Genomic DNA, 15494 nt, shown 5'->3' on the forward strand with positions numbered 1-15494 from the left:
CTTGTTGTCGAAAGAGCTATTTTAGCGAAAAGCCAGCCTAACGATATTCATAACGTCGGATTTCTGATTTAACGTCCAACAGCAATTTTTGAGGGCATCGGTTTATGGTTTTCCCTGATTGGATGGGGAATACAGAAATAAAAATTCCATCGTTTTTTAGTCTTGGGATCCATTTCTCTTTGAAAGTCCCCAAAGCAATTCTCTCAGGAGTTGCACCTTCCCACTCTCCCTCCGCGCATTCTAATGCAAAATCCAGTTCCGGCCAAAACGGAGCGCCTAACCCACCACTAGTGAGATCTCTCACAGTCAGCCAACCACTATCGCCTTTCAACGTCCAGACTTCTTCAAAGTCTACAATTTTCCTTATAAAATACCAATAGCGCTGAGATGGGCGCATTTTATTTATGTTGGCTATTTGACTAACATGCATAATAAACAAGTTCCGGTGTTATTAAGCTGTAGGTGTCTAGCGCACCATTCCTACTCACATGCATCAAATCCGCTGGCGTGGATTGATGTTTTTGGACCTCAGTTCTTGTTCATTTTTACGGCGCCTTTTTCAGGCTGTCTTTCAATTTTTTGACCTACCAATACGGGCGTGGTATGTGCTTGGCACTGGATCGTTGCTTTCTAGTCTAGCCCATGAGAGAAAAAAGACATCGGAAATGCTGCTCTGGGACAGGTTAGTCTATGAACGGCAGCCGTTGAATTGTCTCAGCATTTCATGACCCGTCCCCACTTCGGTGGAGTTACCCACGGTTCCCCCTGTTCGTTTTTTATGAGAACCATACCAACGATTGATTGGCTATCTTTATCTACAATGATCCGCCCTTTGTAGAACTTGGACTTTACAGCGCGACACTCGACCATGGAGTCATTTTCAGCTTTGCTCAATTCTTCTATTGCTTCAGCGAAACCGACTGTTGTCTTTCTCGCGTCTGATGTGGTTTTTTCTTGGAACTCCAACGTCGCCAATTCGATGCATGCTGATGTTTCACTTTGGCTTTCATCGATTTCGATTGATTTCCTGCGTATGAATTCTGATGCCGCGTTTTTGAAATTTCCTCCGGGTATTCCCGTGATGAAAGCTACCTTTTGATTTTTGCAAATCATGGCCAGCTTGATACATGGCGAGCGAAGTTCTGGCAACATGGTGGCCAGAACTCCGATGGGCGTCAAAAGGAAAAAGCCAATCTTTCTAACGGGCGACTTATTCTTTTGTCTAAGCACCACAAATCCCGCACCAACAATGAGCGCTCAGCTTCTGTTTTGCATTCTAAAATGCAAACACCATCAGGGCGCTTTGGTACTGGCCACGCTGCCCGGCGGACTAACCTGTAGATTTTTTAAACCGAATTCCTGCGCCACCGCCGTTTTCCGGGATGAGCTCAATTCCGGCTTTTTGAAAAGCCGCAGTAATACTCGCGATATTGTTGCTTATCGGAACGTGCGCCCCTCTTTCGAAGTCAGCGACTGTCTGACGAGAGAGGTTTGCCTCCGCGGCAAGTTGAGCTTGGCTCCAGCCCAGCATTGCGCGTGCCCCACGGCACTGCTCGATTGTAAGATTCTCGTTAATCAAGGCAAACTTTCTGATTGACATCTATCATTATGTAGGAAATAAACACGCTAACGATCGGTGAGGTGCGTCAACACCTGACCGATCTAACCACTGCCAAGCTGTTAGGAGCTCGGATCATGGCTGATTCCGATAATAGCAGAACTTTGTCTACCGTCACTGGGGGAGAAATCCATTTCTTGACGGTCTGGACTTTTGCAGCGTCGCGTATGCTTTTGGCGTCCATCTTTAACCCGCTGCGCAGAGCCGATTGTTGCTCGCAATGGACGAGGGAAGGTCGTTTCGCAAAGCTGAACGAACGCCGGCCTCAGATCAAAGCTCTGCCTTTACGTAGTGTCCATTCGTGGCCTATCCGATTTGAGCCTCCTGAATTTATGGCGAATAATCGGCCTCGCTTAGGAAACCAAAGTTTCCGAAGTGACATGACAGGGAATTGCTGTTTCTTGCCAACGTTCTGGGCATCCGAGGAGGGTCCGTTCAGCGGCATGATGGCCAAGGCTCCTCTCATGTTCGGCAGGTTACAGAACGCCCCAACCGGGCTCGAATATCTCTGGCCACGCGATCCTCCTTGTATCGCTGACCTTTCTTGAACGCAAACCTGATGTTCGTAGCCACCATCTCTGGGTGGATTCACGTGGTGGTGTCTGTCCACTGCGCTCTCTTGGGCTGCGAATGATCCAAAAAAGGGAACTCTTGATGCCAAGAACTCGCATTCGTACGCTCGTCTTTTCCGCTTTGATGACCTCGATCACGCTTGCCTGTACCGCGTCAGCGCAGGCGCAAGACTCGCTCCGCATCGCGACATCTTACAAGCTGATGACGCTTGATCCCCATTATGCAAACCTCAATGAGAACACCTCTTTACTGTCTCATATCTATGAGCGGTTGGTCTATCAGGATGAACATCTTGCGTTAGCGCCAGGCCTTGCTCTGTCATGGACTATGACGTCAGACAATCAGTGGCAATTCCGGCTTCGCGAGAATGTCCGCTTTCATGATGGCTCGCCATTCACGGCAGAAGACGTGATCTATTCGATCGAAAGGATCCGTGATTTTCTTCAATCGCCGAGCGGTGGATTTCGTACATACGTCAAAGGCATAAATGCAATTTCTGCTCCCGATCCGATGACAGTGGTGTTCGAAACCAACGGGCGAGTACCAAATTTGCCCCTGTTGCTTTCTTCAATTTTCGTCATGAACAAGCCCGCAGAGGGGTTTCAGACAACTGAGGAACTCAATGCTGCGAGGGCTTCAGTTGGCACAGGCCCTTACAAGTTTGATAGCTGGAGTTCCGGCGAAACGCTGCGTCTCGTAAAAAATGATGATTACTGGGGTGAAAAACCCGCGTGGCCAACGGTGTCGTTCCGGGTCATGGAAAGTCCAGCGGCAAGGGTTGCGGCGCTCACCACAGGCGATGTTGATGTCGCCGATGCCGTACCGGCACGAGACGTGGCGTCGCTGACGAAACGTGGGCCGAAAATCGCTAGCGTTGGTGCCGCCCGCATTAATTTCCTGCAGTTTGACACGGAAAAGGAGACCCTGCCGGGCGTAACCGACAAGTCCGGCGCACCAATATCAAACCCGTTCAGAAACCCACTGGTGCGGCGCGCTCTTGGCATGGCAACGGATCGTGGCGTCATTGTCGAAAAAATTCTAGCCGGCTACGGCACCGCCGCCTCTCAGATTTTTCCCAACGGATTGCCTGGGACGTCTGCAAATTTATTGCCGGCAGCACCGGACTACGATACGGCAAAAGCACTTCTGGTTAAAGCTGGTTTCCCTGACGGCTTCAACGTCGTTCTTGCGGGGCCAGCCGGTCGCTATCCTGGCGATGCCGAGAGCCTCCAGGCCATCGCCCAGAGTTGGGCGCGTATCGGAGTGATCGTTCAGCCAACCGCTTCGCCGTTCTCAGTCTTCAATACCAAGCGAGCGGCCGGTGATTATGCGCTCTGGTACGGCGGCACGTCGGGTGAGGCGGTAGATGTCATTCTACGTGCGCTTCTTGCGTCGCCGAATAAGGATACAGGAACCGGCGCGCTTAACTTCGGTCATTATCGTAATCCAGCGTTTGACGAGATGCTCGGCAAGGCCGAAAGCATCGAAGAGGGACCGGAGCGTAACAAGGCGCTTGCCGAAGCGACTGAGTTGGTAATGCCGGATCAACCGATCATTCCGCTTTATCACTTCCATCACATCGTCGGTTATGGCCCGCATGTTGCCTCATACCAGATGCACCCGCGTGGTTGGACGACGGCGATGCAAACGCTGCCAGCGACGGAGTAGGATCATGGGGATGATTTCCGTCATATCTGCGAGGCTATCACAGGCTTTGCTTTTGCTTTTCGCCATGTCGCTAATTGGTTTTATCGGGCTTCACAGTGTCGGCAACCCGGTGTTCAACATCGTCAATATCGAAACGGCAACGCCTGACGATATCAGACGTGCGACGATTGCGCTCGGACTGGACCAGCCAATTTGGCACCAGTACGGAGTCTTCATTGGAAACGTGCTGCGCGGCAATTTCGGGACCTCCTACATTTACCATCTACCAGCTTTTGAACTTGTTATGAGCCGACTTCCTGCAACGCTGGAATTGGCATGTGTTTCCATGCTGATCGCGACTATCGGCGGCGTGGGTATGGGCCTGGTTTCTGGACGCAGCACTGGAACTGCGCTCGATAGGACTGTCCTACAAGGCAGCGTTTTTGCGCTGAGCATTCCGTCTTTCTGGCTCAGCATGATGTTGATCCTGATCGGTGCCATCCTGACGGGTTGGTTTCCTGCCGGCGGGCGAGGGGCGACCACAGCCGCATTCGGGCTCGAGTGGAGTTCGCTGACCAAAGACGGTCTTTGGCACATGGTGCTCCCCGTGCTTGCACTTGCTATCCCCAACATTGCGTTGATCGCACGTCTGACCCGATCAGGCACGATTGAGGTGGAGACTCAAGATTTTACACGCTTTTGCCGGGCCAAGGGACTGTCGCAACGCAGAATACTTCTGCGGCACACGCTACCCAACATCAGTGTGCCGGTCGTTACGATCATCGGATTGCAGTTCGGGGGTATGCTGGCTTTTGCTGTGGTGGTGGAATCGATCTTCTCCTGGCCTGGTGTCGGCAAGTTGCTGATTGACTCCATCCAGTTACTCGACCGGCCTGTGGTCATGGCGACACTGACCTTCATTGCGGTTGCCTTCGTCGCTCTCAATGCCCTCGTCGATCTCTACTACGCCGTGCTCGATCCGCGCGTGCGTTTGTCTTCATGAAGGTACATCGAAATGAAAACTCACATTTTTCAGGCGCTGAACAGGCGTTTCAACACCCGCGCCTTGGGGCAGGGTGTGACAATGTCAAAAATCCTGCTTGTAACCTTTATTCTCGCAGCCGTTGCTGCACCGTTAATCGCGTCGCAGAACCCTTATGATCCCCTACAGATCTATGGATGGGATGCGTCGTCGCCACCTGGAACCGTCGGGAGCGGTGGATACACCTATTGGATGGGAACAGACGGTCTTGGCCGGGACCTCGTTAGCACAATCCTTTATGGCTTACGCATTAGCCTGCTCGTCTCTATCTCCAGTTCTGCAATCGCCGCATTCATCGGGCTGACTGCGGGCGTCAGTGCAGCCTATTTTGGCAGGTGGGTCGACGTCGCAATCATGCGGCTCGTCGACCTCCAACTCAGCCTACCGACAATCCTGGTCGCTCTGATTGCGATTGTCACGCTCGGTCCCGGTGTCGACCGCATCATTCTGGCGCTGGTGATCGCGCAGTGGGCGACTTATGCGCGGCTGGTCCGTAGTGTGGCACTCACCGAGACGAACAAGCCGTACATGGACGCGACGCGCCTGATGCGACTGCCGACATTGAGAGTTATCTTTCGGCATCTCTTGCCCAACTGCATTGCGCCGGCCGTGACACTAGTACCGATGGAGATCGGCCACGCCGTCGCGCTTGAAGCGACGCTGTCATTCCTTGGTCTGGGCGTGCCGATCGACCGTCCATCCCTTGGTTCAACAGTGGCCAACGGCTTTCAGTATCTCCTGACCGGTCAGTATTGGATCAGTCTCTTTCCAGGTGTTGCCCTTTTCGGGCTAATCGCCAGCATCAACTTTGTCGGTGAGGATGTTCGCCGTCGTCTCGATCCCGGGAGCAACGCAATATGACAATCAAATCTGAAACACCTCCGTTGCTTCAGGTGCAGAATCTTGGCTTGGACCATCAGTCCGCCGCTGGGTCAACTACGATACTTAATGCCGTAACCTTTGAGCTAAGGCGCGGCGAAATCCTTGGGGTCATTGGAGAGTCGGGTGCGGGGAAGTCCACGCTGGGCAACGCCGTACTCGGTTTTCTATCCCGTGGAATGCGACAGGTGTCGGGAACGATGCAGCTTGATGGCATGCTCATTTCCGCCGACAGAACGGGAGATCAATCCAGTCGAGGGCACAGGATATCGGCCATCTTTCAGGATCATACCGCCTCGCTTGATCCACTAATGTGTGTGGGTGGCCAGGTTGAAGAGACAATTCTCGCCCACGATAAATCCATATCCCGACGTGATGCGCGCGCCCGCGCAATAGAACTTCTGGACAGAGTTGGAATCCCCGAGTCGGATCGAAGGTACAATCATTATCCCCATCAATTTTCCGGTGGGCAACGGCAGCGAGCTGTGATCGCGATTGCCTTGGCAGGGTCTCCCGACATCATCGTTGCTGACGAGCCGACATCTGCTCTGGATGCGACAGTTCAGAAGCAGATTCTCAAGCTCCTTAGAACACTCGTTGATGAGACAGGCGTCTCAATCATCCTTGTCACCCACGACATGGGCGTGGTGTCCGAAGTCACCGACCGCGTTCTAGTGATGCGAAAAGGGCAGGTCGTGGAGCAGGATGACACTGCAATTATTCTCGATGCGCCGAAACATGACTATACCCGCAGCCTACTCGCCGCGGTTCCAAGGTTGCGTGTGTCGAGTGTGGATACAAACCTGGATGACGGTGCTTGTGGCCCTGTTGGAAAAATCCGTGAGAAAACCACGTATCTCGTTGCAGATGGCATTACGAAATCCTTTTTTTCGGGAAGACTTCCGTGGCCGTTGCGGCGAGGGCAGGCCGCGTCGAAGTATGCGCTTCACAATGTCAGCCTGAAATTACCGCGCGGTGAGATCACCGGCATTGTTGGTGAGAGCGGTAGCGGCAAGACGACGATCGGCCGTATCCTTGCTGGCTTGGAAACGGCATCGGCAGGGACCATCACCCTAGATGGCAAACAGTTCAACGCGACAAAGACGGGATCCAAAAGCGGACTGCTTGGTCGTGTCCAAATGATCTTTCAGGATCCCGCGGCATCACTTAATCCAAGAATTCGCATCGGTGAAACTCTAAAAGAGAGCATTCGTTTTAGCGCGAGTACGCCCACTAATGCAGCGTCAATTGAAATAGCAACTATGATGGAGCGGCTTGGGCTGCCGACGGCGGTTCTGTCCCGTTATCCCCACCAGTTGTCCGGCGGCCAGAAGCAACGCGTGTGTATTGCCCGGGCGCTGTTGGCAAAGCCTCAAATTGTTGTCGCCGACGAGCCGACATCGGCACTCGACGTGTCGGTACAGGCAGACATTGTCAAGCTGTTGAAAAGGACGATCACAGAGGAGGGAATAACTATGGTTTTTATTTCTCATGATCTTGCCGTTGTCCAGCAGCTCTGCAGTTCCGTCATGATCTTCAAGGACGGACAGGTAGAAGACGCTGGACCGTGCGATGCCGTCTTCTCGCACTCATCTAATCCGTACACCCGCACATTGATAGACGCTCGTCCCGCCCGCTTCGCGAGTTGAGGGCGGATCGGTCCGCGGTAGCGGGTTGGCGTTGAAAAACAGCGTTTCAGATATTGGCGGCGTCGTCCGCGACAACAGGTGACTTATGACTGACAGATTTACTTTGGCCGTTACGGGCCAATCGCTTATCAAGTACGACACTCGCAACATCGACATACCAGCTTTTAAGGCTATTCAGACGCTACTTCGGAATGCTGATATGTCGTTCACGAATTTTGAGGGAACGATCATCGGAAGCCACGGAGGATGGCCTCTTAAAGGCTCTTTTTTCGGTTGCAGCGAGCCATTCGTTCTAGATGCTCTTCGCGATACCGGGTTTGGGGCATTGTCGCTTTCTAATAATCACGCATTTGATCTTGGTCCTTCTGGCGTTCTTTCAACCATTGAAGAGGTCGAAAAGCGTGGATTTCTGCATGCTGGTCTGGGACGCGATGATTGCGAGGCATCACAAGCTTCTCGTGGGATTTTCAAGCAGAAGCGTTTAGCTCTGGTTGCAATGGATGGCGGCCCCGGCCCCGACTTTATGTACGCCGCCGACGCGCATGAACACCGGCCAGCACGACCAGGCGTCAACCGCCTCAAACTATCACAAGTGATTAAGGTAGATCAGTCTGCCTTTGAGGCGCTGCGTTCTATCAGGGACAGGGTGGGTTACACATCTATAGATCTTACCAACGACAGCCAGCCGGATGATCCGAGGTTAGTGGATGCATATGACGAGTTGGCGATCGGACGGGCGATATTCAAAAAATCTGAAAGCTTCGGCAGGAATGTTACGGTCGATGGAAACGACATCGAGAAAAACCTAAGAGCAATTGCAGCCGCCTCCCATGACGGTTGCCTTGTCGTGGCTTATCTTCACCACCACCACTGGGCCTCCGATTGGTATGAGGTGCCAGATTGGGTTGGCGCTGTTGCAAGACAATGCATCGACGCGGGTGCTGCGATGTTTGTCAGTCACGGCGCTCCTGTTTTGCAACCTGTAGAAATCTATCGCCGCCGCCCGATTTTCTACAGCCTCGGTAACTTCATTTTCCATGTCCGGTCTGAAAAATCGACATGGCACGCGCGTGAGGTTTGGGAAAGCGTTGTCGGTATTTGCACTTATGGAAGCGACAACAATCTGACGGACATTAAATTCTACCCTGTGCTCATCGGCGGCGAAGATGCACTGAAGGAAAAGTCACTTGAAAGTCGATTAGTACCTCACCTCGTCACCGGAGAAAGTGCGCAGAAGATTTTAATCAGGTTCAAGGCGCAGTCGGCTAGACTTGGCGCTGAAATCGAACTGGTAGACGGAGTAGGGCTGTTGCGTGTTTAGGCAGTTCTATCGATCCACGCATCCATAGCTGGCCAAGCTCCAGGCTACGCTATTAATATCGGAAGATGCTCATGTACTCTTTGGAACACGGCGACGAAGGTATCCGCGATGAACTCATCGAGCGGTTTTTCCGTTACGTTGCGATAGAAAGCCAGAGCGACGCTGCTTCGACCAGTTTGCCATCGACATCTGGCCAATTGCAACTCGCTCATTTGCTTGCCGAGGAACTGCGCGAATTGGGCGTGGATAATGTCGCGGTCGACGGGCAGGGCATCGTGACGGGCGTAAAACGTGGCAACGTTGCGAACGCACCGCGCGTCGGCTTCATCGCCCATCTCGACACAGTCGATGTTGGCCTCTCTCCAGTCATCAGGCCGCAGATCAAACGGTTCGATGGTAAGGATCTATGCCTCAATCACAAAGATGACATCTGGCTACGGATCGACGAGCATCCAGAAATTCTCGCCTGGCAGGATCAGGATATTATCGTCAGCGACGGAACGAGTGTGCTTGGTGCCGATAACAAGGCCGCCATATCGGTCATCATGACATTGGTCGCGCGGTTAGGTCCGATTGATGCCCATGGTGATGTCGTCGTTGCATTTGTGCCGGATGAAGAGATAGGTCTGCGTGGTGCGAAGGCCCTCGATCTTAGCCGGTTTCCATCCGATTTCGCCTATACGATTGATTGCTGCGAACTCGGTGAGGTCGTTGTTGAGAATTTTAATGCCGCGTCCGGCGAGATCGTCCTCACAGGTGTCAGCGCTCACCCAATGTCTTCAAAGGGTGTGCTGGTCAACCCGCTGCTGATGGCTCTCGATTTTATCACGCATTTTGACCGCAGCCAGACACCAGAGTGCACCGAAAAGAAAGAAGGTTATTTCTGGTTCAAGGGTCTTGTGGCCAATGACAGTGAAGCTCGTCTCACCGTCATGATCCGAGATTTTGAAAAGACAGAATTCGAAAAACGCAAACAACGGATCGGTGAAGTTGCAGACATCATAAGAGCAAAATACCCAACTGGCTCGATCCAATACACAGTGACCGATACCTATCACAATATTGGGGACTATCTTCAAACTGACAACCGCTCGCAGGAACTGCTGTTCGTTGCGCTCGAAAAGCTGGGTATCGAAAAAAAGGTTATACCGATGCGTGGCGGAACGGATGGGGCAGTCCTATCGGCGCGCGGCTTGCCGACCCCTAATTTCTTCACAGGGGCCTACAATTTCCATTCTCGTTTTGAGTTTCTACCGGTTCCTTCGTTCAAGAAGTCTTACGAAACCGCGCTCATGATATGTGTGCTCGCAGCGGAACAGGGCAGGAGGTAGGGATGTTGCACATCAACTTTCTTCTTAAGGCTGATGTCGCTAATCTGGTAAATGCAAAGATGGTCCCAGGAACGAGGTATGAGATTCATCTTTTCGCTGGCAATAGTGGTATAAGCGAAGCAGCGCTTTATAGCTCCCATTACGGCAAGAAACGAGGGGGCGCTATTCCAGATAATGTCGCAATAAGGCGGTTTGATCATCGATTGTTACATTACAGTGTGATGGATCTCAACTCTGCCGCGTCGAGGAAACTACATGATGCGGGATTCCAAGGCAGGCAATGTCAGTTGTCATTACCGGAATGAGAATGCACGAATACAAGGTTGGAACTGAAATGAAACTCGACTCGTCAACCTCGAATGAACCCGTAGAGCTAAGAGCTGTCGTTGGACTAACAAAGGGACTGCCGTTGGCAGAGCTCGAAGCTATGACAAGCGCCGCTATCCATAGACATAGGACGTTGGTCGAAGAGGCCGATAATCTCTTCCAAGCCCTACCTGAAAATTACAAATGCGGAAAAATGACCGGCGGTGACCAGCACGTCCGCTACATCGAAGCCGCCATTGAGATGCACGCGCAAATGACCATCGTGGCTACATTGGTTGCAGTTCTCGGCTACGTTCCAAGGGTGTCAATAAACTGATTTTCAAATCAGCTTCAGTCGGACCACCACGGCCATCAGATGTGCTATGGTATGCACGTTGAAACGCTTTTTGGTTGAGGCCAGCTTCACTCGGACACTGTTGTATTTGACACCTTCTAACGCTGCAACGTCTTCCGGAGATTTACCGATGGCAATCCATCGAAGATAGGTCGCTTCACTGGGTTCGAGATAAGCATGATCTTCCGCGCTTGGAGGCATTGGCAATGAAGCGATGCGCGTATGCAACTGTGCGACTGCTGTTCCCGCAAACACCGGGTCGATTTCACGCTCTAAATCGATCGTGCGTGTATCCGAGGCAAGAGTGAACATCGCCATCGAACCGTATGCCGTCTTCACAGGTATCGTGATACCAGATCGGAGGCCAAAATCATCTGCTTGTGCATAAAACGAACGCTCGGCTTTCGAAAGCCGAGTGATATCCTGCTGTCCTGACCAGACAAAAAGCCGTTTCAAGGATTTCGCACGCTTTACGACCGGATCAAGCGTGAGAAACTTTTTTTCAGAGTATTTCGCTTTCCATTCCTCTCGATAGCTGGAAACTGAATAAGTATGGTTTGGCTCGAGATTGAGGTATGCGTAACCAACAAATCCATTCCGGCGAGCGAAGTCTGCCAGAGCCAGCTCAAAGGTTTCAAGTCCCCCTTTGAGGACGGTAAGGTCGGTCAGTTTGTCTAGCCAGTGTTGCATGCGGGGAATCCTTTCTTTGAGAGGTGAGTGAAGACATTGAAATCATGATACAAATTGTTGTCTCTAAAGATCGCATAACCATAATTATGGAACTCTCTTCCTTCTCTCAGTGTGTTGGTACGTCGCGGCACCCACAAACTCCGCGACCCATTTTGGCCTGAGATCCTATTTTCATTATCCTGTGGCGAACCGGAACTGTTTGACATCCAACGCTGCAGACTATGTCTCCTTCAGTCAAAAGAGATGCCAGTAGCGTGGCCGTACACAGTGAAGTAACCATCCCGTTCGACAAACTGGCAGCGAACCCGGCGCAGCAATGCACGCAATTCGTCGGCGCAGTCATCTATTGCCGGACTTATAAGTGCGCCGATGTGACGCTCAAATCTCGGGGCGATCTTGATCCATTCAATATGAAGTCCCATCCTGGCTTCGGGCGTACCTCCCCAATCGCCGAAATATGCGGGCGAGTATTCGAATTCCGACGGGTATGGTGACGTGTTCAGGATTTTTACCTGATACCCGGGTGGAAATGGCAGATCCGCGATGCCCGCACAGAGTTTTCGCCATTTTGTATCGTTCATAAAAGATCCAAGACCACGCTGGCTCAGAATCTCTCGGAGTTCATCTTCATAACTGAGGGTTCGATTGCTGCGCGACATCTTCTGTAGTTCAACCAGTCATCGGGCCTGTGTTTATTGGATTGCTCCGTTTTCAACGCAATTAGTTTCTTGTCACTGCGGCGCACTCAAGTGTAATCATATTTTTGTCCCTCTTTGGTGGATCCGCATGGATCGACCATTGCGCGACTTCTCTATGCGCCCAAAAATATTCAATCTTTGCCACGAGGAGCGCAAACGTTGAGTAGTACCCGTCAACGCTTGAATTGTGCCCGTCTGTGGCAAAATTGATTTAACTCGTTGCGAATAATTTATGATCGCAATCTCGAAATTGGCCTGTGGCGTCATGAGAATCCGCTTATCCTCAATTGGGCTGGATGCGCTCTTCAGCCTTTGTGTTGGCAGGCAGATCTCGGCGCAATTTATTCCAATCCGTCGAAATTATAATAATTGTAGCTGTTGCGCTATCAAAAAAGTAGCGCTATAGGGCCGTTTGAGTTTGTGTTCCAGAGGGTTTCCACTGGTGGAGGTGCGCGTCGCTAAAGCATCGACCAGAGAGCTTAAACGCTTTCGGGATCTGTTCTCTCTGGGGACGAAGGTATCTAAACTATGCCCGAGATAGCGTTCGAGGATGCAGGATAGGTAGAATTGCCAATCAACTTACTCACTAAACGCAGCGCCTAAACGGCGCGTATGATCAATTCCATACCGTGAGAGGATTAACGTCTTGGAAAAGACAAAGCAGAGAGATGGCAAGAGCCGCTGGATAATTTGGGCGGCAATTGTCGTCATTATGGTAGGGATCGGCGCCGCTGGCGTTAAGATTTTGATTGAACAGAAGGTCAGCGATGCAATCACCCGCAGTGGCGGAACAGCAGAGTCTGCCAAATTTGATTTCTTTGGGAACATTCACCTTCGCAATGTGACATTGCCAGTCCCAGACGGCACCACTGTACGCATCTCTGCGGTCGACGGAAGACCTAAATTCCTTTTTCTGAATGGCATGCTCGATATCAGCGGCGTTGAAGTCGATACACGGATGGGGAAGGTTACGGTAGCGCAAGCGACCATTGAGGATGCCGAAATCCATGCCGGTGCGCTCGCGGAGATTTTCCTCGGCAAAAATGATCTAACCGCAATGGAACGCCTCAAAAGCTTCACTGCGAAGAAAATCTCTGCCCCCGAGGTTACCTTTACGCAGTCCATCGAAAGCTCTCAACAGCGAGCGGTGTATAAAAATCTTGTGTTCAACGAGTTCGGTAGCGGCCGCGTGTCCCGATACGCGATCGAGAGTTTGGATTTTCAGCTAGCCTCAGACTCTCCATTTGAAGACGGAGTGCAGACAAAGCAGATCAAAGGCAATAGTGGTGAACTCACCGGTCAAGATCTGGACGTACTTTATATGTTGAGGTTTTACACGCAAAAAGCTGGCCCTGATGATAAGGAGGCAAAGCCGCTCTATGGTCCCGCGTCCGTAAAAAACATTAGGTTTTCGGACGGCGACAAAAACTTCAGTTACGACGAAGTCCGCACTAACGGGTTCAGCATGAGAATGCCAGCCGAACCGATTGTCGAAACGCTGAAAAAAATAAACTCTACCACAAATTACGAAGACCTTTCCCCGGAGGAGATTACAGCGATTTTCGCGCCTGCCATTTCCTTTATGGACATCATCGAAAAAGGTGATGTTCAGTTCCTTGGCGTAAAGGTCGACGGGCCAAGTAGGCAAAACCAGGATCCATCAACAAAAGTCAAAGTCGCCGTAGATCGAGTGGCTTTCGATTTTGGCAACCGCAAGCTTGACATGGGCTTGTACGGCTTGGCAGTGAACGAAGGCAGTGACACCATCAAGGTAGCCGAAGCCAGTGTCACCGGTTTCTCCTGGAGTTCAAGTCTTGAAGGTTTCACAAAGTTGCTCGGGCTCACCGAGCAGGAACGTGCAGCCTTCCCGCGGACACTCCTCATACCAGAGTTCGGCACATTGCGCATAGCGGGTGTTGATGTCGACACCTCGAAGCCGGGAAGTATAGCAACCGAAGAAACAGAGCAGGAACCAGACGAGGCTTCAGCTATCGCAACCGAACGGTTACGCTTCGCGCTTAAGAGCTTTGAGCTCGCATTAACCAAACCTTACAATGGCATACCCACAGATATCCGGTTCCAACAGGAGGATTTGACGATTCAAGTTCCAACTGAATCGACGGAGGAAATGTATGTCACGATGCGTAGAATGGGCGTAGAAAACGTCAGCCTCTCCTATAACGTTGCTCTCGCATGGGACGAGCCCAATAATAGCCTGTTGATTAAAGAGATATCGCTCGGCAGCAAGGGTCTTGGTAGCGTTTCCCTAACAGGAACAGTGGGAGGATTCACCAAGGAATTTTTCTCCCTTGATAATGATTTAGCTCAGCTGGCCCTTTTCGGTCTCACCGCGCGTGAGTTGAAGCTCAGCGTGAAGGATGAGGGCGTGATGTCAAAAATAGTAAAAGTCGCTGCTGAGGAAAACGATATGACGGAGGAGCAGATGCGTGGCATGCTTACGATATCTGCAACAGTTGCGCTCCAACAATTTGTATCCGCTCAGCCAAACCTTCAGCCTGCTGTTGACGCAGTGCTGCAGTTTTTCCAAACGCCCGGATCCCTCAACGTCACGGCCAAATCCAAATCCGAAGCGGGTGTAGGTGTTTTTGACTTTATCGCCGCTTCTGAAAATCCAGCTGCACTTCTGGATAAGGTCGATATCGAAGCTAAGGCACATTGAGCCGTTTTCCTCAATGCGCTCACGACTGCTGAGAGCATAACGTGTTGTTCAAATGGGAATGATCCACGATTTCCATTTGAACCTCGATGCCAATCCTCTGGGCTTGTCATTATGAATTTTGAGGAATTCAGTTTTCTGGAAAATTGTCGTTACGCGTACGGTGTTTGTCTTCGCCTTGCGCCACTTTACGAGAGTTTTTCATCCACATACCACCTTCATCGCGAAAGTACGTATCAAGAATGCCTGAAAAGATTCGTCACAGTGATCGACGACGAGCAGGAATTGGCGACTGTCGCGGTGACGTTTACTCCGGCGCTGGAGATGCTGGTACCGGACATGGACCACTTCAACTCCGAATTGCTTCCATCGCTGGGGCTAGATGCCATTACCTCCCTACTCACACTGCTTGATTACGTCACTCTCAGGCAGGCAAAAAGCATTTCTGATGTCATTGAAATATCTTGGAACTGCGCGGAATTCGTAGCGGGTTCAATTGAGGAATTCAAAATGATCGTGCCATCTTACAACCTTGATCCGATTTCATCTGAACGTAGCTTCACTGAAGAGCTCTCGGTGTTGGCCTCGATAGGCTCAACCATGAAAAACTTTCCTCGTGATTTGGACGATCTAATTTCAAAATATTCGTGGCAGTAATTCAACGCAGAACACAGTTTAAAGGACAACGTTCGCAGCTACCACGAGACT

General features: G+C 51.3%; 15 protein-coding genes. 10 read left to right on the top strand and 5 right to left on the bottom strand.

All coding sequences use genetic code 11. The annotated features are described in order from the left end of the window. Window positions 1–37 precede the first annotated feature (37 nt). The 3 genes from RMR16_RS24715 to RMR16_RS24725 all read right to left on the bottom strand — a co-directional run bounded on the left by RMR16_RS24715 (window position 38) and on the right by RMR16_RS24725 (window position 1531). A complete protein-coding gene (locus RMR16_RS24715; protein WP_320200625.1) occupies window positions 38–430 on the bottom strand; it encodes a DUF2750 domain-containing protein in 393 nt (130 codons plus the stop codon). Between the two features lie 284 nt (window positions 431–714). Further along, on the bottom strand, window positions 715–1230 hold the full coding sequence (locus RMR16_RS24720) for a hypothetical protein (RefSeq protein WP_320200626.1): 516 nt from the start codon (window positions 1228–1230) through the stop codon (window positions 715–717). Window positions 1231–1330: 100 nt separating this feature from the next. After that, a complete protein-coding gene (locus RMR16_RS24725; protein ID WP_432355413.1) occupies window positions 1331–1531 on the bottom strand; it encodes a helix-turn-helix transcriptional regulator in 201 nt (66 codons plus the stop codon). A 741-nt stretch (window positions 1532–2272) separates the two neighbouring features. Between RMR16_RS24725 and RMR16_RS24730 the strand changes: the two genes are divergently transcribed. The 8 genes from RMR16_RS24730 (at window position 2273) to RMR16_RS24765 (ending at window position 10703) form a co-directional block, all read left to right on the top strand. After that, a complete protein-coding gene (locus tag RMR16_RS24730; RefSeq protein WP_413786016.1) occupies window positions 2273–3859 on the top strand; it encodes an ABC transporter substrate-binding protein in 1587 nt (528 codons plus the stop codon). 4 nt (window positions 3860–3863) lie between these two features. After that, on the top strand, window positions 3864–4841 hold the full coding sequence (locus tag RMR16_RS24735; RefSeq protein ID WP_320200627.1) for an ABC transporter permease: 978 nt from the start codon (window positions 3864–3866) through the stop codon (window positions 4839–4841). 12 nt (window positions 4842–4853) lie between these two features. After that, complete coding sequence (locus RMR16_RS24740; protein WP_320200628.1) at window positions 4854–5741, top strand: ABC transporter permease; 888 nt, start codon at window positions 4854–4856, stop codon at window positions 5739–5741. Then, on the top strand, window positions 5738–7408 hold the full coding sequence (locus RMR16_RS24745) for an ABC transporter ATP-binding protein (protein ID WP_320200629.1): 1671 nt from the start codon (window positions 5738–5740) through the stop codon (window positions 7406–7408). The genes RMR16_RS24740 and RMR16_RS24745 overlap by 4 nt, the downstream gene beginning before the upstream one ends. Window positions 7409–7493: 85 nt before the next feature. After that, window positions 7494–8729: a CapA family protein gene (locus RMR16_RS24750; protein ID WP_320200630.1), complete on the top strand. Its 1236-nt coding sequence runs from the start codon at window positions 7494–7496 to the stop codon at window positions 8727–8729. Window positions 8730–8800: 71 nt separating this feature from the next. Then, window positions 8801–10060 (top strand): peptidase T, encoded by a 1260-nt coding sequence (pepT, locus tag RMR16_RS24755; protein ID WP_320200631.1) that lies wholly within the window; start codon window positions 8801–8803, stop codon window positions 10058–10060. Between the two features lie 2 nt (window positions 10061–10062). After that, the gene (locus RMR16_RS24760) at window positions 10063–10365 is read left to right on the top strand and encodes a hypothetical protein (RefSeq protein WP_320200632.1); all 303 of its coding nucleotides are present in this window, start codon (window positions 10063–10065) and stop codon (window positions 10363–10365) included. Window positions 10366–10394: 29 nt separating this feature from the next. Further along, on the top strand, window positions 10395–10703 hold the full coding sequence (locus RMR16_RS24765) for a transcriptional repressor TraM (RefSeq protein WP_320200794.1): 309 nt from the start codon (window positions 10395–10397) through the stop codon (window positions 10701–10703). Window positions 10704–10706: 3 nt separating this feature from the next. On the opposite strand, the gene traR is transcribed toward RMR16_RS24765, so the two are convergent. Next, complete coding sequence (traR, locus tag RMR16_RS24770) at window positions 10707–11411, bottom strand: autoinducer-binding transcriptional regulator TraR (RefSeq protein WP_320200633.1); 705 nt, start codon at window positions 11409–11411, stop codon at window positions 10707–10709. Between the two features lie 230 nt (window positions 11412–11641). Then, window positions 11642–11992, bottom strand: coding sequence for a DUF6678 family protein (locus RMR16_RS24775; protein WP_432355418.1), 351 nt, complete (start codon window positions 11990–11992; stop codon window positions 11642–11644). 763 nt (window positions 11993–12755) lie between these two features. Here RMR16_RS24775 and RMR16_RS24780 point away from each other — a divergent pair. After that, window positions 12756–14789, top strand: a complete 2034-nt coding sequence (locus tag RMR16_RS24780) for a hypothetical protein (RefSeq protein ID WP_320200635.1) — start codon at window positions 12756–12758, stop codon at window positions 14787–14789. Window positions 14790–15050: 261 nt separating this feature from the next. Further along, window positions 15051–15443 carry a hypothetical protein gene (locus tag RMR16_RS24785; protein ID WP_320200636.1) on the top strand — a complete coding sequence of 131 codons (393 nt, stop codon included), beginning with the start codon at window positions 15051–15053 and terminating at the stop codon, window positions 15441–15443. The last annotated feature ends 51 nt before the right edge of the window (window positions 15444–15494 follow it).

The organism is Agrobacterium sp. rho-13.3 (assembly GCF_033957765.2).
Taxonomy (GTDB): Bacteria; Pseudomonadota; Alphaproteobacteria; order Rhizobiales; family Rhizobiaceae; genus Agrobacterium.